This window comes from Thauera sp. GDN1 (assembly GCF_029223545.1).
In the GTDB taxonomy this organism is placed as follows: domain Bacteria; phylum Pseudomonadota; class Gammaproteobacteria; order Burkholderiales; family Rhodocyclaceae; genus Thauera.
On sequence record NZ_CP097870.1, the window covers coordinates 2,455,479 to 2,475,638 of the forward strand.

The 20,160-nt window shown below is 67.9% G+C and carries 17 protein-coding genes; 6 read left to right on the forward strand and 11 right to left on the reverse strand.

What is annotated here, in order from left to right; translation table 11 throughout:
• Positions 1 to 2: 2 nt before the first annotated feature.
• Positions 3 to 920, reverse strand: a complete 918-nt coding sequence (locus CKCBHOJB_RS11330; RefSeq protein ID WP_281048775.1) for an SDR family oxidoreductase — start codon at positions 918 to 920, stop codon at positions 3 to 5.
• 80 nt (positions 921 to 1,000) lie between these two features.
• Complete coding sequence (locus CKCBHOJB_RS11335) at positions 1,001 to 1,768, reverse strand: SDR family oxidoreductase (RefSeq protein WP_281048776.1); 768 nt, start codon at positions 1,766 to 1,768, stop codon at positions 1,001 to 1,003.
• 163 nt (positions 1,769 to 1,931) lie between these two features.
• On the opposite strand from CKCBHOJB_RS11335, the gene CKCBHOJB_RS11340 reads away from it, so the two are divergent.
• A complete protein-coding gene (locus CKCBHOJB_RS11340) occupies positions 1,932 to 2,822 on the forward strand; it encodes a cache domain-containing protein (protein WP_281048777.1) in 891 nt (296 codons plus the stop codon).
• A 59-nt stretch (positions 2,823 to 2,881) separates the two neighbouring features.
• Here CKCBHOJB_RS11340 and CKCBHOJB_RS11345 read toward each other — a convergent pair whose 3' ends face one another.
• The 8 genes from CKCBHOJB_RS11345 to CKCBHOJB_RS11380 form a co-directional block, all read right to left on the reverse strand.
• Entirely contained in the window at positions 2,882 to 4,021 is a 1,140-nt protein-coding gene (locus tag CKCBHOJB_RS11345; RefSeq protein WP_281048778.1) for a helix-turn-helix transcriptional regulator, read from the reverse strand.
• Positions 4,022 to 4,069: 48 nt separating this feature from the next.
• On the reverse strand, positions 4,070 to 5,014 hold the full coding sequence (locus CKCBHOJB_RS11350) for an FAD-binding protein (protein WP_281048779.1): 945 nt from the start codon (positions 5,012 to 5,014) through the stop codon (positions 4,070 to 4,072).
• A gap of 8 nt (positions 5,015 to 5,022) precedes the next feature.
• Entirely contained in the window at positions 5,023 to 5,772 is a 750-nt protein-coding gene (locus tag CKCBHOJB_RS11355; RefSeq protein ID WP_281048780.1) for an electron transfer flavoprotein subunit beta/FixA family protein, read from the reverse strand.
• A 39-nt stretch (positions 5,773 to 5,811) separates the two neighbouring features.
• Complete coding sequence (locus CKCBHOJB_RS11360; RefSeq protein ID WP_281048781.1) at positions 5,812 to 6,264, reverse strand: MaoC/PaaZ C-terminal domain-containing protein; 453 nt, start codon at positions 6,262 to 6,264, stop codon at positions 5,812 to 5,814.
• Positions 6,261 to 7,343 (reverse strand): alkene reductase, encoded by a 1,083-nt coding sequence (locus CKCBHOJB_RS11365; RefSeq protein ID WP_281048782.1) that lies wholly within the window; start codon positions 7,341 to 7,343, stop codon positions 6,261 to 6,263. Before CKCBHOJB_RS11365 ends, CKCBHOJB_RS11360 begins: the two co-directional genes overlap by 4 nt.
• A gap of 8 nt (positions 7,344 to 7,351) precedes the next feature.
• The gene (locus CKCBHOJB_RS11370; protein WP_281048783.1) at positions 7,352 to 8,119 is read right to left on the reverse strand and encodes an SDR family NAD(P)-dependent oxidoreductase; all 768 of its coding nucleotides are present in this window, start codon (positions 8,117 to 8,119) and stop codon (positions 7,352 to 7,354) included.
• Positions 8,120 to 8,406: 287 nt separating this feature from the next.
• Entirely contained in the window at positions 8,407 to 9,450 is a 1,044-nt protein-coding gene (locus CKCBHOJB_RS11375) for a ferredoxin--NADP reductase (RefSeq protein ID WP_281048784.1), read from the reverse strand.
• Between the two features lie 31 nt (positions 9,451 to 9,481).
• Positions 9,482 to 10,696, reverse strand: coding sequence for an acyl-CoA dehydrogenase family protein (locus CKCBHOJB_RS11380; protein ID WP_281048785.1), 1,215 nt, complete (start codon positions 10,694 to 10,696; stop codon positions 9,482 to 9,484).
• A 331-nt stretch (positions 10,697 to 11,027) separates the two neighbouring features.
• Between CKCBHOJB_RS11380 and CKCBHOJB_RS11385 the strand changes: the two genes are divergently transcribed.
• Complete coding sequence (locus tag CKCBHOJB_RS11385; protein ID WP_281048786.1) at positions 11,028 to 12,017, forward strand: YCF48-related protein; 990 nt, start codon at positions 11,028 to 11,030, stop codon at positions 12,015 to 12,017.
• Positions 12,017 to 14,470 carry an efflux RND transporter permease subunit gene (locus CKCBHOJB_RS11390; RefSeq protein WP_281048787.1) on the forward strand — a complete coding sequence of 818 codons (2,454 nt, stop codon included), beginning with the start codon at positions 12,017 to 12,019 and terminating at the stop codon, positions 14,468 to 14,470. The genes CKCBHOJB_RS11385 and CKCBHOJB_RS11390 overlap by 1 nt, the downstream gene beginning before the upstream one ends.
• Positions 14,471 to 14,542: 72 nt before the next feature.
• On the opposite strand, the gene CKCBHOJB_RS11395 is transcribed toward CKCBHOJB_RS11390, so the two are convergent.
• Positions 14,543 to 15,277 (reverse strand): TetR/AcrR family transcriptional regulator, encoded by a 735-nt coding sequence (locus tag CKCBHOJB_RS11395; protein ID WP_281048788.1) that lies wholly within the window; start codon positions 15,275 to 15,277, stop codon positions 14,543 to 14,545.
• A 278-nt stretch (positions 15,278 to 15,555) separates the two neighbouring features.
• Between CKCBHOJB_RS11395 and CKCBHOJB_RS11400 the strand changes: the two genes are divergently transcribed.
• From CKCBHOJB_RS11400 to CKCBHOJB_RS11410, 3 genes are all read left to right on the forward strand, one after another.
• On the forward strand, positions 15,556 to 16,764 hold the full coding sequence (locus CKCBHOJB_RS11400) for an acetyl-CoA C-acetyltransferase (protein WP_281048789.1): 1,209 nt from the start codon (positions 15,556 to 15,558) through the stop codon (positions 16,762 to 16,764).
• 33 nt (positions 16,765 to 16,797) lie between these two features.
• On the forward strand, positions 16,798 to 18,981 hold the full coding sequence (locus CKCBHOJB_RS11405; protein WP_281048790.1) for a 3-hydroxyacyl-CoA dehydrogenase NAD-binding domain-containing protein: 2,184 nt from the start codon (positions 16,798 to 16,800) through the stop codon (positions 18,979 to 18,981).
• A 76-nt stretch (positions 18,982 to 19,057) separates the two neighbouring features.
• Complete coding sequence (locus tag CKCBHOJB_RS11410) at positions 19,058 to 20,158, forward strand: acyl-CoA dehydrogenase family protein (protein ID WP_281048791.1); 1,101 nt, start codon at positions 19,058 to 19,060, stop codon at positions 20,156 to 20,158.
• Positions 20,159 to 20,160 lie beyond the last annotated feature (2 nt).

The window sequence follows — 20,160 nt, forward strand, 5'->3', positions numbered from 1 at the left end:
GCTCAGACACTGGCCGGGATCGTCGCACGCCAGTCCGGCACGATGCCTTGCTCGAGGGCGAAAGGCTGAGCCTGGATGGTCCGGCGCTGAAAGGCCGGCGCCTCGGGCGAGGTTGCCAGCCAGCACAGCACGGCCGCCGGTACCTCCGGCGGGGCCACGCCCTTGCGCATGGCGAGCACGCCCTTCTCGCCAATGGTGGCGCGCAAGGCCTCGGTGGTGACGACGCCCGGATTGATGGTGTAGGCAAGGATGCCCTGATCGCCGAACTCCGCCGCCAGCACGCCCGACAGGCGCGACACCGCCGCCTTGCCGGCGCCGTAGGCGTAGCCCCAGCCGCCCTTGCCCGCCGCGACCGGCGGATCGCTCTCGCCCGCGCCCGAGCTGACGTTGATGACCGTGCCGCCGCCCTGCGCCAGCATCGCGGGCAGCAGGCACTGCGTCAGCACCACCGGCGCCATCACATAGCCCTGGAAGACGCGCTGGAGGGTATCGATGCCTAGCGACATGAACGGCAGGTTGAGGTCGCTGCCCTGGTAGATGGCGTTATTGACAAGCACATCGACCCGGCCGAAGCGCGCCAGCACCGCCGCCGCCGCCGCCCGCACCGATTGTTCATCGAGCAGGTCCATGCGTACGGCGAAGGCCTCGCGGCCCATTTCCCTTATGGCGCCCGCGGTACTGGCTAGGCTCCCGGCCAGGGGCCGCCCGTCGGCATGGGTCAGGGCATGCGCATGTGATTCGCCCTCTTCCAGCGTCCGCGCGCTGATCGCCACGTCGAAGCCCGCCCGCGCGAAGGCGATCGCCGCTTCACGCCCGATCCCCCGGCTGGCACCGGTTATGAAGGCCACCTTGTTCATCACGTCCCTCTCTTCAGAAATATTCCCTGCGCACAGTCTAGTGACCGGCTCCTTGCGCTCCATCGTCGGTTCGGACCATTAAAAACCGGCCACGGGGGCCGGTCTGCGAAACGCGGGCGCCATGCGCACGGTTCAGCGGACGCTCAGAAGCGGTCGCTGCGGCTCATCGCGTCCATGCCGCCATCGACGAAGACCACCGTGCCGTGCACGAAGCTGGCCTGCTCCGACTGCAGGAAGGACACCACGTTCGCAATCTCGTCAGGGGCGCTGTTGCGCCCGATCGGCGCGACGAACTTGCGGATCGCCTCGCCATAGCGGGCATCGGCCCGCGAGGCGTCCAGCAGCGGCGTCTCGACCGCACCCGGCGCGATCACGTTGATGCGGATCCCCTTCGGCCCGAGTTCGACCGCCTTCTTGCGCGCGTACACGGCGACCGCGTACTTGGAGCCGGCGTAAGCGGCCTGCGGGACGGCCATCGCGTCGGCCTGCGCCAGCGCCCCCGCCTCGTCGCCGGCCAGCATCGCGGCCACCATCGGCAGCTTGTCCATACCGGGGTGCACCGAGGCGACCGACCCGATCAGCACCACGGACGGCTTGTTCCCTCGCGCCAGCGCGCCCGCCAGGCCGTCCACCAGTTCGGTCATGCCAAAATAATTGACACCGACGATCACGCTGCTCGAAGGCGCGGTCGGCCCCAGTCCGGCACAGCAAACCAGTCCATCGAGCACGCCCTCGCACGCCGCGAGTGCGCGCTCGACCGCCGCCTTGCGACCGGCCGCGGTGGACAGGTCGGCGACGATGTCGGCGTCCTGCCGGTCGATGCCGATGACGCGATGACCCGCGCGTTTCAGTTGCTCGCATACGGCTGCGCCGATGCCCGAAGCGGAGCCGGTGACGACGGTGACGGTCATGAAACACTCCTCGATGCCCTAGACGGGCCAGAACGATGATGCGCCAGTATCCCGGCCCCCTGGCGCCGCCCGCATCGTCCGGGCGGACTAAACGCAGCCCCGGCCATTCGTCCTAAAATGCCCGCACCGCCACGCTCACCACGTTTTTCGAGGACCACGCGTCATGACTCAGCTGAAGACCCTCATCGTCGCCATGATGCTCGGCGGCACCGTATTGACGAGCCCCCTCCAGGCCGCGGATACCCCTGCGACGGCGACCTCCGCAGTCACCAAGGCGAGCAGCGAGTTCGCGCGCGCGCAAGCGCTGCTCGACCGCGCCGAAGCCCACCTGCAGGAAAAGGGCGATCAGGCGATGGCCAGCTTCAGCCAGGCCGGCGAGTTCGTCGATGGCGAACTTTACGTCTATGTGATCGACACGAAGGGGAATTTTCTCGCCAGCGGCGGCAGCTCGACCACGCTGATCGGGCGCAATGTCCTCGACCTCACCGACTCGGAGGGACGCCACTTCATCCGCGAGATCCTCGACGGCGCCAAGGTGAAGCCGAACGGGCGTGTCGAGTATCGCTGGAACAACCCGATCAGGGGTGGCAACGAACCCAAGATCGCCACCTACCGTAAAGTGGGCGAGCGCATCCTGGTCGTCGGCAACTACGCCCCCAACGCCAGCTTTGAGCTGGCGAAATCGCTTGTGTGGCGCGCGGCGCACGAGCTGAAGGTCGGCGGCGAGGCAGCGTTTGCCCGCCTGGGCAGCCTGAATGGCGGCTTTGTTCAAGACGATCTCTACGTGTTCGTGATCGGCGTAAACGATGGGGTCGTGCACGTGCACGGCGGCCAGCCCCGCCAGGTCGGGCGCAAGGCGGCCGACATCGTGGATGTGAATGGCAAGCGCTTCCTGTTGGAAATGATCGAACTGGCCCGGCAGAAGGGCGAAGGCGAGGTTCGCTACGTATTCCGCAATCCGCTCACGCTCAAGAACGAGAACAAGCGCAGCTACATCGTGCGCGTGGGCGATTACCTCGTCGGTGCCGGCAGCTACGAAAACGCTGCACGCTGAAGCGTGCAGGATACGCGGCCGGAGAGGGTGCGGGCTGCGGCGGCCCCTTCCCTCTCTGGTCAGTCGTTCCGGCTCAGCGCCGCGACGCTGTTGAGCATGATGCGGACCAGTTCCGTCTGGCGGCGGACCCCGGTCTTGGAGAAGATGGAGCGCAAATGGGCACGCGCGGTGTTGCGCCGGATGTTCAGCGCTTCCGCAGCTTCTTCCAGAGACAGGCCGTTGGCCAGCTCCATCGCCAGCGCCGTCTCGGCGGGCGTGAGGTTGAAAAGCTGCTTCGCCGCAGCCGTGCTCGCCAGCGATTTGCCGGTTGCATCGCGGATGTAGACCACCACCGACGGCTGCCCCTTGCCCTCCGCCCACTCTTGCGAGGGAACGGGCTCGACCACCACGCCGAGGCTCACCTGGCCGGATGGCCGCGACACCGACATCGCCGACGCCACCGCCAGCGGATCGCCAGAGTGGCGCGCGAAGGCGCTGCGAATAAGCTGCTGGAGCTCGCGGTTATCGCTCGGGTAGGACGCTTCCAGCCGCCCGCCCACCAGTTTCAAACCGTCGTTGACCGCGAGCAGCTCGCGCGCGATGAGGTTCTGCTCGAGCACCTTGCCGTTCTCGTCGAGCACGAGCGTGCCGACCGACAGCCTGCCGATCGCCTGCGAATAAAGGGTTCCGAGCGATTCGCTGCGATCGAGCAGATTGTGGATGTGCAGTGCGCGGCGAAGATGTGGCAGCAGCGCCTCGCAGCGCCCCCGATCCAGCGCGTCGAACTTCGGCGCCGCTTCGCTGCGCGTGATGCGGAAGCGCAGCTTGCCCGAATCGGGGGTCGCGATATCGACGCCCATGACGTGGAACACGTCGACCGGCGCGCACCAGTGCTCGTAATAGGGCATGCGCCGCCACTCGGACTCGGTCATCAGGTCCTCGACGGTAAACACCTTGTCGACCGGCTGATTGACGAAGGGCGTCATCGAATGCCCGTAAGGCAGGTAGGTGACCTTGTCGCCGCCTTCCACGCCGACGGCGATCATCATGCCAAGGTTGCTTTCGTCCGGACTGCGCAGGATCAGGGTGACGTAGTTCGCCTGGAACAGGACGCGGAACATCTCCAGCGCCTCGCCCCAGCGCCGGCTGTCGAGCGATGCATCGTAAAGCGCCGACACGATGCGATCGTATTCGTCGAGTTCCAGTTCGATCTTGTTCAAATCCCTTCCCCTTGAATTTCACACCGGCAGCCCAGACGTCTCGCACCCTCAGGTTGCGGCAAGACTCGCCGTCAGCGCCGGTACCGCCTCGAAAAGGTCAGCCACCAGACCGTAATCGGCCACCTGAAAGATCGGCGCATCGGGATCCTTGTTGATCGCCACGATCACCCTGGAATCCTTCATGCCCGCCAGGTGCTGGATGGCGCCGGAAATCCCGACCGCGACATAGAGTCCCGGGGCGACGATCTTTCCGGTCTGGCCCACCTGATAGTCGTTGGGCACGTACCCGGCATCGACCGCCGCACGCGATGCGCCCAGGGCGGCGCCAAGGCTGTCGGCCAGCGGCTCGAGCACCCGGCGGTAATTGTCGCCGCTGCCCAATCCGCGGCCACCAGATACGACGATCGCCGCAGCGCCGAGTTCCGGGCGCTCGGACTTGCTGAGTTCGCGACCGACGACCCGCGACAGGCCCAGATCCGGGCCGGCGGCGATGGTCTCCACCGCCGCGCCGCCACCGGCGCCCGCAGCATCGAAGGCCGTCGTACGCACGGTGAGCACGTCGAGTGTCTGGTCCGACTCCACCGCAACCATCACGTTGCCCGCGTAGATCGGGCGCAGATAGCGCCCGGGCGCCTCGATCGCGACCACGTCCGAAACGGCCGCCACGTCGAGCAGCGCAGCCACGCGGGGGCCGAGATTCTTGCCGAAACTGGAAGCGCCGGCAAGCACGGCCCGATAGCCGCCCTCGCCTGCCAGCCGCTGCACCAGAATCGCGAGATTCTCGGCCAGCGGCTCGGCGTAATGCACGGCATCCACCTTCAGCACGCGAGTCACCCCGCCGACGGCCTGCGCCTGCGCCACGACGGCTTCGCAGCCATGGCCGGCGACCAGCACGTCGATCTCGCCGCCGAAACGCGCCGCGGCGGTGACCGCATTGAGCGTTGCCGTCGCCAGGCGCTCGTTGTCGTGTTCTGCAATGACCAGTGTCTTCATCGTACGCCTCAGATCACCTTCGCTTCGTTGCGAAGCTTGTTCACCAGCTCGGCCACGTCGGCCACCTTCACCCCTCCCTTGCGCGCGGCCGGCTCGGCATGACGCACATGGCGCAGCCGCAGCGCGATGTCGACGCCCGTCTCCGCGGCCGGAAGCACATCCAGCGGCTTCTTCTTCGCCTTCATGATGTTCGGCAGGGTGGCGTAGCGCGGCTCGTTCAAACGAAGGTCTGCGGTGACCACCGCCGGCAGCTTCAGCTCGACCGTCTCCAGGCCGCCGTCGACCTCGCGTGTCACGGCAGCCACGCCCTCGCCCACCGCCACCTTGGAGGCGAAGGTCGCCTGCGGCCAGCCCATCAGGGCAGCGAGCATCTGGCCGGTCTGGTTGGCGTCGTCGTCGATCGCCTGCTTGCCGCAGATCACGATCTGCGGCTGCTCGCGATCGGCGACCGCCTTCAGCAGCTTGGCCACCGCCAGCGGCTGCAGCTCGGCATCCGTCTCGACCAGGATGGCGCGGTCTGCGCCCATCGCCAACGCGCTGCGCAGGGTCTCCTGGCAGGCGGTGCTGCCGCAACTCACCGCGACCACCTCGGTGGCCACGCCAGCTTCCTTGAGGCGCACCGCTTCCTCGACGGCGATCTCGTCGAAGGGGTTGATCGACATCTTCACGCCGGCCAGCTCGACCCCGCTCTGGTCGGACTTGACCCGCACCTTCACGTTGTAATCGACGACCCGCTTCACCGGGACAAGAATCTTCAAGGCGTTCTCCTTGCAAATTTTCGGAATCTGGACGCTGGCTCAGACCGCGAGCGGCTCGCGGCGCAGCATCACGACATGCGCATCGAAGCTGATCAGCAGCTCATCGCGCTGGTTGAGCAGTTCGAAGCGCGAAACCAGCACGCCGCGCTCGGGGCGGCTGCCCGGACTGCGCTCGACATGGGTGACGCGGGCGCGCAGCTCGTCGCCCGCGACGCCCGGCCGGTGAAAGCGCAGCTTTTCCCAGCCGCGACCGGCGATAGAGGCGGTCTCATCGGTGGGAATGCTGTGGCTCAGGCGGATCGTTACCGAGAGCAAATGCACACCGGCCGCGAACAGCTGGCCGATCGGCGATTTCGCCGCTGCGGCTTCGTCCACGTGCGGCGGGAACGGGTCCCACTCGGCAGCAAAGCCCTTGATGTTCTCGGCGGTGAGCAGGTAGCGCTCGGACGATTCGCGCGGTTCGTCGAGAATGACGTCTTCCCAGTAGATCATGCGCTCACCCCCTCGGCGGTGGGGTAATCGGTGTAGCCCTCGACGCCCGGCGTGTACAAGGTTTTGCGGTCGAAGCGGGCGAGCGGCAAGCCGTCCCGCAAACGGCGCACCAGATCGGGGTTGCCGATGAAGTCGCGGGCAAAGGACACCGCCGCGCCCAGACCAGACGCAATCGCGGCATCCGCAGAAACCCCGTCAAAGCTGTCGTTCAGGATCAGTTTGCCGTCGAAGCCATCACGGGCGAGCGCAAACGCATCGATCTCCGGCGCCTCGGCACGCATCACGTGCGCGTAGGCCAGGCCCATGTCCTTCACCTGGCGCAGCAACTCGGCGTGGGTGGCGACCGTGTCCGCGTCCTTGATGTCGTTGTAGCTGTTGCCGACGCGGAAACGCAGGCCGACACGCCCGGCGCCGATCGCAGCGGCCATCGCCTGCAGGCACTCCGCCGCGAAGCGCACGCGATTTGCGACGCTGCCGCCATACTCGTCGGTGCGCTGGTTGGTCCCCGAGCACATGAACTGCATCGGCAGGTAGCCGCTGGTGCAGTGCAGCTCGACACCGTCGAAGCCGGCCTCGCGGGCCTTGATCGCCGCCTGCGCATGTTCCGCCACCACGGCGCGCACCTCTTCGGTGGAGAGCGCGTGCGGCAGGTCATAGGGCTGCATGCCGGCGCTGTCGGTGAAGACCTCCCCCGCGGCACGGATCGCCGACGGCGCGACGGTGGCGACCCCCTCGCCCTTGATGTGGTGACTGCCGATGCGGCCGGCGTGCATGATCTGCAACACGATGAGCCCGCCGCGCGCATGCACGGCGTCCGTCACCTTGCGCCATCCGGCGACCTGCGCCGCGGTGGCGATGCCCGGCTGGCGGCAATAGGCCTGGCCGGTGGCGCTCGGCCATGCGCCCTCGGCAACGATCAGGCCGGCCTCGCCGCGCTGAGCGTAGTATTCGACCATCAGCTCACCGGGCACGCCCTGCGCGTCCGCGCGGTTGCGCGTCATCGGTGCCATCACGATACGGTTGGCGAGTTCGAGCTCGCCCATCCGCACCGGACTGAAGAGATTCGGAAGTGCTGCCATGACTGCGCTCACAGCGCGGTGACCAGCACCGAAGAGCGGCCACCGTCGACCGGCAGGCTGGCCCCGGTGATGTAGGACGCCTCGTCGCTGGCGAGGAACAGGATCGCGTTGGCGAGCTCTTCCGGCTGGCCCACGCGGCCCATCGGGATCAGCTTCTCGGTGTTCTTGCGCGAAGCCTCGTCGGCCAGCATGCCGGCGGTCGCCGGGGTTTCCACCACGGCCGGGATCACCACATTGACGCGGATGCCGTGCGGCGCGCCTTCGGCCGCCGCGGCGCGCGAGAAGTTGTCGATGGCCGCCTTGGCCGCCGAATAGCCCGCCATCCACGGCGTGCCGAGCTGGCCGCAGATCGAGGACACATTGACGATCGCGCCGCCCTTGCCCTTCATCAGCCGCATCGCGGCACGCGTGCCCCAGAAGGTGCCATCCACCGAGGTCGCGAAGTTGGCATGCCAGTCGGCGGTGCTCATCTCCTCGATGCTGCCCCAGGTATAGGCCATGGCGTTGTTCACCAGCACGTCCAGCCGGCCGTGGCGCTGGGACGCCGCCTCGAGCGCGGCGGTGAAGCCCGCCTCGTCGCTGACGTCGGCCACTGCCGCCTCGGCCTTGCCGCCAGCGGCGACGATGCCAGCGACAACCTCGTCCAGCGGTTCGCGCCGCCGACCGCACACCACCACGGTCGCGCCTTCCTGCGCCAGACGCTGCGCAGTCGCTGCGCCAATCCCGCTGCCCCCGCCCGTCACGAACGCCACCTTGCCCTGCATACGACCTGCCATGTCCCGTCTCCTCGTGGCTAGCGCCGCGCCGTGCGCGGCCCATGTGTTGTGATTGCACGACCCGCCCGATCGGCGTGCCAGCCCGCCCGATACGGCGAGCTTGTGAAGCTAGGGTAGAAAAACAGCCCCGGGGCGCCATCGTCCGATGGGACTAAAGAGTGGCAATGGACGCGCCCCGCGGGCACAGGGGCGGGCAGCGCAAACGACAGCGAGGGGCAACGGGCGAATTCGCCCCCCCTCGAAAAATGATCCTGGCCACCTGCCTGCCCGGGCACGCCGGGCCCCGCTCACCCCGGGAAGCGCACCCTGACGCGTTCGGTGGTGGGCAGCGCCTGGCAGCTCAGCGTCCAGCGCTTGGCGAGATCCTTGGCGTCGAGCACCTCGTTGTGACGAAGATGCACCTCACCTTCGACCACCTGGCACATGCACGACGCGCACATGCCGGCCTGGCATGAATGCGGCGCGTTGATGCCGGCCTTGAGCGCAGCATCGAGCAGGGTCTCGGTGCCGGCCACCTCAAGCGTGTGCACCTCGCCGTCGAGCTCGATCTCCACCCTGGCGCGCTCGACCGTCGCCGCTGGCGCAGGAGCGGCAGCGTTGATGGCGGCGACGTCCTCCTCGTCCGGCAGCGACACGAAACGCTCGACGTGAACGTGCTCGCCCGCCATGCCGGCCTTGTCAAGCGCCGACACCATGGCGTCCATGAACAGGCCCGGGCCGCAGATGAAGGCCTGCGCCTGCGCCCAAGGGCGGGCAAGTTCCGCGAGCTGCGCCACCGAGGGCACGCCTTGCACCGAATCCAGCCAGTGGATGATCTGCAGCCGGGCCGGATGCGCGGCGGCGAGCGCGTTCAGCTCGTCGCGGAAGATGACCGAACGCTCGTCGCGGTTGGCGTACAGCAGGCAGATGCGACCCTGGCCGTGCGCCAGCGCCGAACGCAGGATCGAGAACACGGGGGTGATGCCGCTGCCACCGGCGCACAGCAGGAACTCACCCTGCAGCGAGGCCGGCGTGAACACCCCCGCCGGCGCCATGACCTCGAGCGTGTCGCCCGGGCGCACACGGTCGCACACCCAGTTCGAGCCACGGCCGTCCTTCACGCGCTTGACCGTCACCCTAAGGTGCGCGTCGAGCGTCGGCGCGCTCGACATCGAATAGCATCGGGGCAGATGACGCCCCAGCACCGGCAAGCGCAGGGTCAGGAACTGGCCGGATCGATACTTGAAGGTCTCGGCCAGCTCGGGCGGCACCTCGAACACGACCGACTTAGCGTCGTGCGTTTCCTCGGTCACCGCCCTCACCTTGAGGGCGTGGTAGCGCTGGGCTGTCATCTCGCGTCGTTCTCCAGTGGCAGCCGGTCGATCAGATGTACGGATCGGCGTTGGGCAGGCCCAGCATCACCGCACCGTGCGCGCGCGCATACGTGTCGGTGTTGTTGGCGATGTGACCGCGCGCCTGGTGGATGTCGCGGAACACGCGTTCGATCGGGTTGCTCTTGTACGTGCCGGACGCAGCGCAGGCCCGCATCAGCTCGCTCGCCGCGGTCGCGCACTGCTTGGGCACCTGCGAGGCCTGGGCGCGCTGCATCAGGCGCTCCTCCACCGGCATGCGCTCGCCGGTCTTGGCGCACTCGACGATGCGGGCGTAGTTGCGGAACAGCACCAGCTTGAGCTGGTCGGTGGTCATCATCGCCTCGGACACCGTCTGCTGGGCGTTGACGTCCTCGGCCGTCTTCGCGCCGTGCTTGCCGACGTGCGCCGCCGCGCGTTCGCGGAAGTGGGCGATCGCGCCGTCGAGCGCGCCGATGCAGGCCGACGACACCGCGCGCTGGAAGACCTGGGTGAAGGGAATCTTGTAGACCCAGCCCGGATTGGTCTGACGTCCGGGGCAGCCGGCGTCGCTATGGTCGTTGGTGCGGTGCGTGCGGTGCTCGGGGACGAAACAGCCATCGACCACGATGTCGTGGCTGCCGGTGGCGCGCAGGCCGAGCACGTCCCAGTTCTTCTCGACGCGGAAGTCCGACTTCGGCAGCAGGAAGGTGGTGTGCTCCATCTGACCCGAACCGTCCTTCTTCGGAAGCAGGCCGCCGAGGAAGATCCAGTCGCAGTGCTCGACACCGCTCGAGAAACCCCAGCGCCCGGAGAATCGGTAGCCGCCCTCGACCGGCTCGGCCTTGCCGGTGGGCATGTAGGTCGAGGCGATCAGCACGCCGGTGTCCTTGGCCCAAACGTCCTGTTGCGCCTGCTCGGGGAACAGCGGGAGCTGCCAGTTATGGACGCCGATCACGCCATAGATCCAGGCGGTCGACATGCAGCCCTCGGCAAGCGCCATCTGCACCCGGTAGAACACCCGCGGGTCGAGCTCGTAGCCGCCGAAGCGCTTGGGTTGCAGCACGCGGAACAGGCCCGCCTCCTTCATTTCCTGCACCGTCTCGACCGGCACCATGCCCGCGGCCTCGGCAGCGCGAGCACGCTCGGCGAGTCGCGGCGCCATCGCCCTGGCCCGCGCCACCAGATCTACCGCCTCCGGCGTCATGTAATCTTCGGCCAGAATGCCGAGAACCTGATCCTTGTCCATCGCGCCCATCTCCATGTCCTCCGTGATCGCCAACCTAGGCGTTTTTCGGGTGATATCCCTACTGCGATGAGCGAAATGTTCCATACGACAACCCGACCATCATCGTCTGAACGGACTACCGTAAATGGCTGACCCATAAAGACTCTTTCCCTTCAGGCACAAGGGCCTGAGGGCATCCCGGGCAATGCGCACCCGGAACCGTCTCGCCAGCCGGGGCGCATCCGGGCCGTAACCCTTTTGGACGATGCCCCCGAACGCCACGCGCCAATAATGGACGCACCCTGCCGCCCACCCTGGCGGACGGCACCCGGAACAACAAAGGAGACGCCCCATGCTCGCCCCCGTAGGCATGGCCATGGCATTGATTGTCACAGCGGCCAGCATCTATTCGTTCTCACCCAGGCACGTGCCGCCGCTGCAGGAAACGCGCATCCCCGTTGACCGCATGCAGCTCACCACCATCGAGCGCAGCAAGGCGGGACTCGTCATCGCCGGTGAGCTCGGCTCGATCCTGGTTTCCGCAGACGAAGGCCAGAGCTGGAAGCCGGCCACCATCTCCCACGACCGCCAGGCGCTGATCACCCGCATCGTGTTCGCCGACCCGGCGCGCGGGCTGGCATTGGGCCACGAGGGCTGGATCCTGCGTACCGAGGATGGCGGGCTGACCTGGAAGGAGGTGAACTTCGACGAGTCCAACGGCGAGCCGCTGATGTCCGCACGCCAGCTGCCCTCCGGCGACTGGCTGGCCGTCGGCGCCTTCGGGCGCGTCCTGCGCTCGACCGACGACGGCCGGAGCTGGCAGGCCGACAGCCTGCCCGGCCTGACCGACTGGCACCTCAACGACATCGCCTCCTCCGCCGACGGGCAGCAATGGATGATCGTCGGCGAAGCCGGCACCGCGCTGTCGTCGTCGGACGGCGGCCAGAGCTGGCAGGCCATCGAGCCGTTCTACAACGGCTCGCTCTATGGCGCGGCCCACCTCGGCGGCGACCGCTGGGTGGCCTACGGCATGCGCGGCAACGTCTTCTTCAGCGCCGACCGTGGCGCATCCTGGCAGCAGGCCAAAGTCCCCGCGCCGATCTCCATCTACGGCCACGCCGTGCTGCCGGACGGCGAGCTGCTGCTGGTCGGCCAGGGCGGCATCGTGCTGTCGAGCCGGGACGGCGGCACGAACCTGAACATCGTGCGCCGCGAGGGCCGCGCCAGCCTGACCGACATCGTCGTCACCGGCGATGGCCGCTGGATGCTGTCCAGCGACGGCGGCCTGCAGGTCCGCACCCCCGCATCCGCCAACCAGACCCAGAACGACGGAGCCGCCTGATGAACGCAGCCCACACCATCACCCGAACCGACGCCCTCGTCGCGGTCCTGGCCCGCATGCTGATCAAGTGGCGCAAGCCGCTTGGCCTGTTCTTCCTCCTGCTCACGCTCGGCCTGGGCTATTCGGCGCTGAACACCCGCCTCGACCCCGGATTCAACAAGCTGATCCCGCTCAAGCACCCCTACATGGCGGCCTTCCTCGAGCACTCGAGCACCTTCTCGGGCGCCAACCGGATCCTGGTCAGCGTCGAGTGGAAGGGCGAAGGGGACATCTACAACGCCGAATTCCTGCCGGTGCTGCGCAAGGTCAATGACGAGGTGTTCTTCACGCCGGGCGTCAACCGCGCCAGCGTGCGCTCGATCTTCACCCCCAACGTGCGCTACATCGAGGTGACCGAAGAGGGCTTCAACGGCGACGTCGTGATTCCCGCTCGCTTCGAGACCACCGAAGCCGGCCTCAACCAGGTGCGCGCCAACGTCGCCAAGTCGGGCGTCGTCGGCCGCCTGGTGGCGAACGACCTGAAATCGGCGCTGGTGCAGGCCGACCTGCTCGAGGTCAGCCCGGAGACCGGCGAGAAGCTCGACTACGCCGAGGTGGCCAAGCGCCTCGAGGCCATCCGCGCCGAGTTCGCCAAGGACAAGGTCGACATCCAGATCGTCGGCTTCGCCAAGGTCATGGGCGACGTGATGGAAGGCCTGTTCACCGTGGTGACGTTCTTCGCCATCGCCTTCGTCATCACCTCGCTGCTGCTGTGGCTGTATTCGCGCTCGCTCAAGCTCACCGTGCTCGCGATCGCGGTGGCCCTGCTGCCGGTGATCTGGCTGCTCGGCATCCTGCCCCTGATCGGCTACGGCATCGACCCGATGTCGGTGCTGGTGCCCTTCCTGATCTTCTCCATCGGTGTGTCGCACGCGGTGCAGATGACCAACGCCTGGAAGCAGGACGTGCTCGCCGGCGAGACCGCGATGGAGGCCGCCGAGGGCGCGTTCCGCAAGCTCGCCATCCCCGGCATCATGGCCCTGCTCGCCAACGCCCTGGGCTTCCTGGTGATCATGGTGATCGACATCCCGATCGTGCACGAGCTCGGCCTCACCGCCTGCCTCGGCGTCGCGCTGATGATCATGACCAACAAGATGTTCATGCCCATCATCCTGTCGCACCTGCATCTCGAGCGCATGGCGCTGGACCAGCCGGTCGACAACAAGGAGAAGCACCCCACCTGGTGGAAGGTGTCCGCGCTGTCCGAGCCGCGTCCGGCGCTCGTCACCTTCGCCGTCATGCTCGTGCTGCTCACCGCGGCCACCTACTACTCGCGCCAGCTTCAGACCGGCGACATCGGCAGCGGCGTCCCCGAGCTGCGCGCGGACTCCCGCTACAACAAGGACAACGACAGGATCATCAGCAACTACTCCATCGGCATGGACGTGCTGTCGGTGTACGTCGAGACCCGCAACCTGGACGAGGCCTGCCTGAACTGGGAGGTGATGAACGCGGTGGAGCGCTTCGACCTCCACATGCGCGGAGTCGATGGCGTGCAATCGGTGAGCACGGTCGCGGGCATGGCCAAGCTGTACGCCGCGGGCAACAACGAGGCCAATCCGCGCTGGGCTGCGCTGCAGCGCAGCGAGGCCGCCCTGCGCACCGGCGGCCGCGCCGCCAACCCGGAGAACGGCCTCAACTCCCACGGCTGCAAGACGATCCACATCGCCGTCTACCTCACCGACCACCAGGGCCCGACGCTCAAGCACGTGGTCGATGAAGTGCAGAAGTTCATCGCCGCAGACAAGACCGCCAACGCCACCTTCCGCCTCGCCGGGGGCAACGGGGGCGTCGCCATCGCCACCAACGAGGCGGTGGAAAAGGCCGAAGTGCAGATGCTGGCCTCGATCTTCGCGTCGATCTCGCTGCTGTGCTGGCTGACCTTCCGCTCCTGGCGCGCCGTGCTGTGCGTGATCGTGCCGCTGATGCTGGTGACGATCATGTGCAACGCGCTGATGGCGATCCTCGGGATCGGTCTCAAGGTCGCCACCCTGCCTGTGATCGCGCTCGGCGTGGGCGTGGGGGTCGACTATGGCATCTACATCTATGAGCGCATGCAGCACGAGATGGCCGAGCACGGCTACGGCCTGCGCGAAGCCTTCTACGAGGCGATGCGCCAGCGCGGCACGGCGGCGGTGTTCACCGCGGTGACGATGTCGATCGGCGTCGGCACCTGGGCGTTCTCGGCGCTCAAGTTCCAGGCCGACATGGGCATCCTGCTGGCCTTCATGTTCCTGGTGAACGTGCTCGGCGCGATCTTCCTGCTGCCTGCGCTGGCCTGCTGGCTGGGCATAGGACGCAAGGCCCCGGTGGGCCAGCACCGGCCGCAGGAGGCTCATCCTGCCCCGTCGAAGGATTCCGCCCTGATGAGGACTAGCGAAGCCGGCGCCGTCGCCGAGCCGCTGCGCTCCTGAGCCCCATCCGTCCAGCGAGGGCGCCGACCATCCGGGCGGCGCCCTCGCCTTTTGTGCCTTGACCGCGCGACTTCAAGCCGTCGGCCCGTCCCCCACCCGCAGGCCGCACATCGCGCGCGCGATGCGCACCAGCATCGGCTCCAGCGAGGGCGAATCGAGCAGCTCCGGACGCTCCTCCACGAGCGTCGCCAACAGAATGCGGATGCCGCGCACCAGCATGAAGGCGGCAATCTCGGTGTCCGGCTCCCCCACCTCGTCCGCATGCTGCTGCAGCAGGCGTGCCATGTTCGCCACCAGCTGCTCCGAAGTGCAGTCACCGCGCCCGAGGCCCTGCGCCCGGCCGAACTGCATCTGCCGCGCGTACTTGCGATAGAAGTCCTTGCCCAGGGACAGCAGGCGCTTCTCGGTCTCGACCGTGCTGCGGAAGAGGGCCTGCAGCAGTTCGTCCAGCGACTGGCGATGCAGGCGGAAAAGCTCGGGCGACGCCGCAACCGACGCCTCGTCCATGATCCGCTTGCTAATCTCGACCAGGATCGCTTCCTTGTCGGGGAAGTACTGGTAGATCGCGCCAACCGAAACCCCCGCCCGCTGCGCAATGTTGCGGGTGGTGACCGCATCCACGCCCTGCGTGCGCAGGATCTCGTCGGCCGCGCCGAGGATCGCCTCGACGGTGAAGCGTGCCCGCGCCTGCGTGGGCCGGGTGCGCAGCATCGAATCGATGCGCCCGGCGCCCGGCACGCTCCGTGCCGACGCATCCGTCTTGCCCTTCCCGGCCGCAGTTACGACCTTCGAACCCCGACTGCTCATCGCCCCTCCTCGACACCCATCATGCAGCGCTCGTCCACGGACTGGAGCCAGGGTTTTGTTCGGTTTTTTGCATTGCAGAAAACCACTTAACTTTCCTCATATTACGCATCCTAATCCGCTTGCGTTCAGTTTCGCGCTCATATTTCCTCGAGGCGCCGGCCCTTGCCCTAGGATTGTTCCTGCTCCCTGCCTGCAGGTCCATGGAAACCGCCCGCTGCGGACGCCCATGCCCCGGTGCGGCAGCCCATTCCGATCATCGAACACAGCAAAGGACAGTCATGACCGACGTCTTCATTTTCGACCATGTGCGCACCCCCCGCGGCAAGGGCAGAGCCGACGGCGCGCTCGCCGAGATCACCCCGGTGCAACTGGCTGCACAGATGCTGGAGGCGGTCCGCGACCGCAACAACCTCGACAGCACGCTGATCGAGGATGTGCTCCTCGGCTGCGTGGTGCCGGTGGGCGAACAGGGCGGCAACATCGCCCGCGTCGCCGCACTGGTAGCCGGTTTCGACGACAGCGTGCCCGGCATGCAGATCAACCGCTATTGCGGCTCCGGCCTGGAAGCGGTGAACTTCGCCGCTTCCAAGGTGGGCTCGGGCCAGGTCGACATGGCGATCGGCGGTGGTGTCGAGAGCATGTCGCGCGTGCCGATGGGCAGCGACGGCGGCGCCATGGCGCTCGACCCGCAGGTCGCGTTCAAGATGTATTTCACCATGCAGGGCGTCAGTGCCGACCTGCTCGCCTCGCTGCATGGCTTCACCCGCGAACAGTGCGACGCCTATGCGGTGGAGAGCCAGCGTCGTGCCGCCCAGGCCTGGGCCAATGGCTGGTTCGACCGCTCGGTGGTGCCGGTCAAGGACGTGCTCGGCCTGCCGGTGCTGGCGAAGGACGAGGCAATCCGCCCCGAGACCACGCTGGCGTCGCTCGCCGCGCTCAAGCCCTCCTTCCTCGAGATGGGGACGCAGTACGGCTTCGACGGCGTCGCGCTGCTCAAGTACCCGCAGCTCGAAGCCATCGCCCACATGCACCACGCCGGCAACAGCTCGGGCATCGTCGACGGCGCCGCCGCCGTGCTGGTGGGCAATGCCGAAGCCGGCAAGCGCGCCGGCCTCAAGCCGCGCGCGCGCATCCGCTCGGTCGCCACCGTCGGCTCCGAGCCGACGCTGATGCTCGACGCCCCCAGCTATGCCGCGCAGAAGGCACTGAAGAAGGCCGGCATGACCGCCTCCGACATCGGACTGTGGGAACTCAACGAAGCCTTCTCCTCGGTGGTGCTGTGCCTGATGGAGCGCCTCAACGTCCCCCACGACCGCATCAACGTCAATGGCGGCGCCATCGCCATGGGCCATCCGCTGGGCGCCACCGGCGCCATGATCCTCGGCACCCTGCTCGACGAGATGGAGCGCCGCCAGGTCGGCACCGGCCTGGTCACGCTGTGCGAGGCCGCCGGCATGGGCACCGCCACCATCATCGAGCTCGTCTGAGCGCCACCGGACCACATCAAGGAATCGACAGTCATGACTGAAGTCATCCACATCTCGGTGGACGCCGACGGCATCGCCACCCTGCTCTTCGATCGCACCGACAGCAACATGAACACCATGGACATGAAGTTCATGGCCGAGATCGAGGCCGCGATCGAGCGCCTCGCCACCGACGACGCCATCAAGGGCGCCATCTTCACCTCGGGCAAGCCGGTGTTCGCCGCCGGCGCCGACCTCAAGGAGATGGAAGCCAACCTCGACAAGGCGGAAGAAATCCCGGTGGCCGAGCGCCTGAAGATGAACGCCTCGCTGTCGAAGCTGCTGCGCCGCATGGAGACCTGCGGCAAGCCGGTGGCCTGCGCAATCAACGGCACGGCGCTGGGCGGCGGCACCGAGATCGCGCTCGCCTGCCACTACCGCGTGGTGTCCGACGCCCGCGGCATCCAGCTCGGCCTGCCCGAAGTGCAGGTCGGCCTGCTGCCCGGCGGCGGCGGCACCCAGCGCGTATCGCGCCTGATCGGCATCCAGGCGGCGATGCCGGTGGTGATGGAAGGCCAGGCCCTGTCCGCCGAGAAGGCGCTGAAGATGGGCCTGATCCACAAGATCGTCCCTGCCGCCGAGCTGCTCGCCGAGGCGAAGCGCTGGCTCGTCGAGCAAGGCGACCCGGTGCAGCCCTGGGACAAGAAGGGTTTCAAGGTGCCCGGCGGCGCCGGCCCCTCGGCCCCCGCGGTCGCGCAGATGCTGGTGGTCAGCAACGCCATGCTGCAGGCCAGGACCTTCCACAACCTGCCGGCACCCAAGGCCATCCTGTCCTGCCTGTACGAGGGCCCGCAACTGCCGATGGACAAGGCGCTCGAGGTCGAGGCCAAGTACTTCACCCTGCTGCAGCTCGACCCGGTGTCGCGCAACATGATCCGCACGCTCTTCATCAACAAGGGCAAGGCGGACAAGCTGATGCACCGCCCCGAAGGCGTGCCGAAGACGACTTTCCGCAAGATCGGCGTGGTCGGCGCCGGCCTGATGGGCGCGGGCATCGCCTACCACTGCGCCAAGCTCGGCATCGAGACGGTGCTGATCGACCGCGACCAGGCCGCCGCCGACAAGGGCAAGGCCTATTCCAGCAAGCGCCTGGAGAAGGACATCGCCAAGGGCCGCATGACGCAGGACAAGGCCGACGCCATCCTCGCCCGCATCCACCCCACCACCGAGTACGCCGGCCTGGCCGACGTCGAGCTGGTGGTGGAGGCGGTGTTCGAGGACCGCGGCCTCAAGGCCGAGATCACGCGCAAGCTCGACGCGGTGCTGCCGCCGCACGCGGTGATCGCCTCCAACACCTCCGGGCTGCCGATCAGCGAACTCGCCGAAGCCGGCGCCCACCCCGAGAACTTCATCGGCATGCACTTCTTCTCGCCGGTGGAGCGCATGCCGCTGGTCGAGGTCATCCGCGGCCGCAAGACTTCGCCCGCGACGCTGGCGCGCGCGCTCGACCTGGTGCAGGCGATGAAGAAGACGCCGATCGTGGTCAACGACGGTCCCGGCTTCTTCACCAGCCGCTTCATCGGCGCCTACATCAACGAGAGCCTGGCGATGGTCACCGAGGGCGTGAATCCGGCGCTGATCGAGAACGCGGCGAAGATGGCCGGCATCCCGGTCGGCCCGCTCACCGTGTCCGACGAGATCGGCCTCGACACTGCCTACCACGCCAGCCAGCAGCGCAAGAAGGACGAGGGCGAGGCCTTCAAGCCGACGCCCACCTTCAAGCTGGTGGAAAAGCTCGTCGGCGAGCTCGGCCGCCACGGCCGCAAGAACGGCAAGGGCTTCTTCGAGTACGCCGCGGACGGCACCAAGAAGTTGTGGCCCAGCCTGGCCGAACGGTTCCCACCGCTCGCCGAGCAGCCCGGCGTGGACGAAGTGAAGGCGCGCATGCTCTACGCCCAGCTCGTCGATGCCGCGAAGGCGATGGCCGAGGGCGTGGTCATCGATCCCGCCGACGGCGACGTGGGCTCCATCCTCGGCGTCGGCTTCCCGGCCTACCTCGGCGGCCCGTTCTCGATGATGGACACGATCGGGCTCGACAAGGTGGTGGCCGAGTGCGACCGCCTGGCCGCGCGCTACGGCGAGCAGTACGCCGCACCGCAGCTGCTGCGCGACATGGCGGCCCGCGGACAGCGCTTCTACGGCGCGAACCGCGTCACCCCGCCGGCCGCCCTGCGCTGAGCTGCCCACCACAACGAACCCCGCATCCGCCGCCGCCTCTCCAGGGAGCCGGCGGCGGCTTGCCAAGGAGTAAAGCGTGAACTTCGATTTTTCCGACGATCAGCGCCTGCTGCAGGACGCAGTGCGCACCATGCTCGCCGACACCAGCACCTCGCAGGCGGTGCGCGAGGTGCTCGAGGGCCGGGCGAGCCATTCCGAAGCCGTCTGGCGCAACCTGATCGAGATGGGCGCCGCCGCCGCCGCCATCCCCGAGCAATACGGCGGCGCCGGACTGGGCTACCTGGAACTGTGCCTGGTCGCCGAGGAAGCCGGCCGCCACCTCGCCGCCGTGCCCCTCTCGTCGAGCTTCTACCTCGCGGCCGAGGCCATCCTGCGCGCCGGCAGCGATGCGCAGAAGCAGCGCTGGCTGCCGCAGATCGCCGGTGGCGAGCTCGTCGCCACCGCCGCGCTTGGCAGCCGCGAGCGCTATCGCACCCCCGCCCCGCTCGCCTTCGACGGCGCGACGCTCACCGGCACCAGCCCCGCGCTGGTCGACGGCGGCATCGCCGGGCTGGCGGTGCTGCGGGTGGCCGACGAGCTGGTGCTGGTGGACCTCGCCGGCGCCGGCGTGAGCCGCACGCCCGTGCCTACCCTCGACCCGACCCGCCCGCTCGCCGTGCTCCACTTCGATCGCACGCCTGCCGACCGCCTGCCGGCCGCCGAGGCTGCCACCAATGCTGCCACCGTCGCCGCCCGCGTGCTCGACGGTGCCGCCGTGCTGCTCGCCTTCGAGCAGGTTGGCGGTGCCGCCCGCATCCTGGAGGCGACGCGCGACTACTCGCTCGAGCGCAAGGCCTTCGGCCGCCAGATCGGCAGTTTCCAGGCCCTCAAGCACAAGATGGCCGAGATCTACACCGCGATCGAACTCGCCCGGGTGCACGCCTACTACGGCGCCTGGGCGCTGTCCTCCGACGCCCCCGAGCTGCCCAGGGCCGCCGCCGCCGCGCGCGTGTCCGCCACCCGCGCCTACGTGGTCGCCGCCGAGGAAGGCATCGAGCTGCACGGCGGCATCGGCTTCACCTGGGAGATGGACTGCCACCTCCACTACCGCCGCGCCCGCCATCTCGGCCAGCTCATCGGCAGCGAACACGCCTGGCGCGCGCGCCTGGCGGACGAACTCATCAAGGAGGCCGCGTAAGC

What these genes read in the sequence shown, in the direction of transcription:
- CKCBHOJB_RS11395 (WP_281048788.1), bottom strand. Translation starts at nt 15,277, where the DNA reads ATGAGCAGTCGGGGTTCGAAGGTCGTAACTGCGGCCGGGAAGGGCAAG.
- CKCBHOJB_RS11370 (WP_281048783.1), bottom strand. Translation starts at nt 8,119, where the DNA reads ATGGCAGGTCGTATGCAGGGCAAGGTGGCGTTCGTGACGGGCGGGGGC.
- CKCBHOJB_RS11330 (WP_281048775.1), bottom strand. Translation starts at nt 920, where the DNA reads ATGGAGCGCAAGGAGCCGGTCACTAGACTGTGCGCAGGGAATATTTCT.
- CKCBHOJB_RS11350 (WP_281048779.1), bottom strand. Translation starts at nt 5,014, where the DNA reads ATGAAGACACTGGTCATTGCAGAACACGACAACGAGCGCCTGGCGACG.
- CKCBHOJB_RS11375 (WP_281048784.1), bottom strand. Translation starts at nt 9,450, where the DNA reads ATGACAGCCCAGCGCTACCACGCCCTCAAGGTGAGGGCGGTGACCGAG.
- CKCBHOJB_RS11405 (WP_281048790.1), top strand. Translation starts at nt 16,798, where the DNA reads ATGACTGAAGTCATCCACATCTCGGTGGACGCCGACGGCATCGCCACC.
- CKCBHOJB_RS11390 (WP_281048787.1), top strand. Translation starts at nt 12,017, where the DNA reads ATGAACGCAGCCCACACCATCACCCGAACCGACGCCCTCGTCGCGGTC.
- CKCBHOJB_RS11360 (WP_281048781.1), bottom strand. Translation starts at nt 6,264, where the DNA reads ATGATCTACTGGGAAGACGTCATTCTCGACGAACCGCGCGAATCGTCC.
- CKCBHOJB_RS11400 (WP_281048789.1), top strand. Translation starts at nt 15,556, where the DNA reads ATGACCGACGTCTTCATTTTCGACCATGTGCGCACCCCCCGCGGCAAG.
- CKCBHOJB_RS11335 (WP_281048776.1), bottom strand. Translation starts at nt 1,768, where the DNA reads ATGACCGTCACCGTCGTCACCGGCTCCGCTTCGGGCATCGGCGCAGCC.
- CKCBHOJB_RS11365 (WP_281048782.1), bottom strand. Translation starts at nt 7,343, where the DNA reads ATGGCAGCACTTCCGAATCTCTTCAGTCCGGTGCGGATGGGCGAGCTC.
- CKCBHOJB_RS11385 (WP_281048786.1), top strand. Translation starts at nt 11,028, where the DNA reads ATGCTCGCCCCCGTAGGCATGGCCATGGCATTGATTGTCACAGCGGCC.
- CKCBHOJB_RS11340 (WP_281048777.1), top strand. Translation starts at nt 1,932, where the DNA reads ATGACTCAGCTGAAGACCCTCATCGTCGCCATGATGCTCGGCGGCACC.
- CKCBHOJB_RS11380 (WP_281048785.1), bottom strand. Translation starts at nt 10,696, where the DNA reads ATGGACAAGGATCAGGTTCTCGGCATTCTGGCCGAAGATTACATGACG.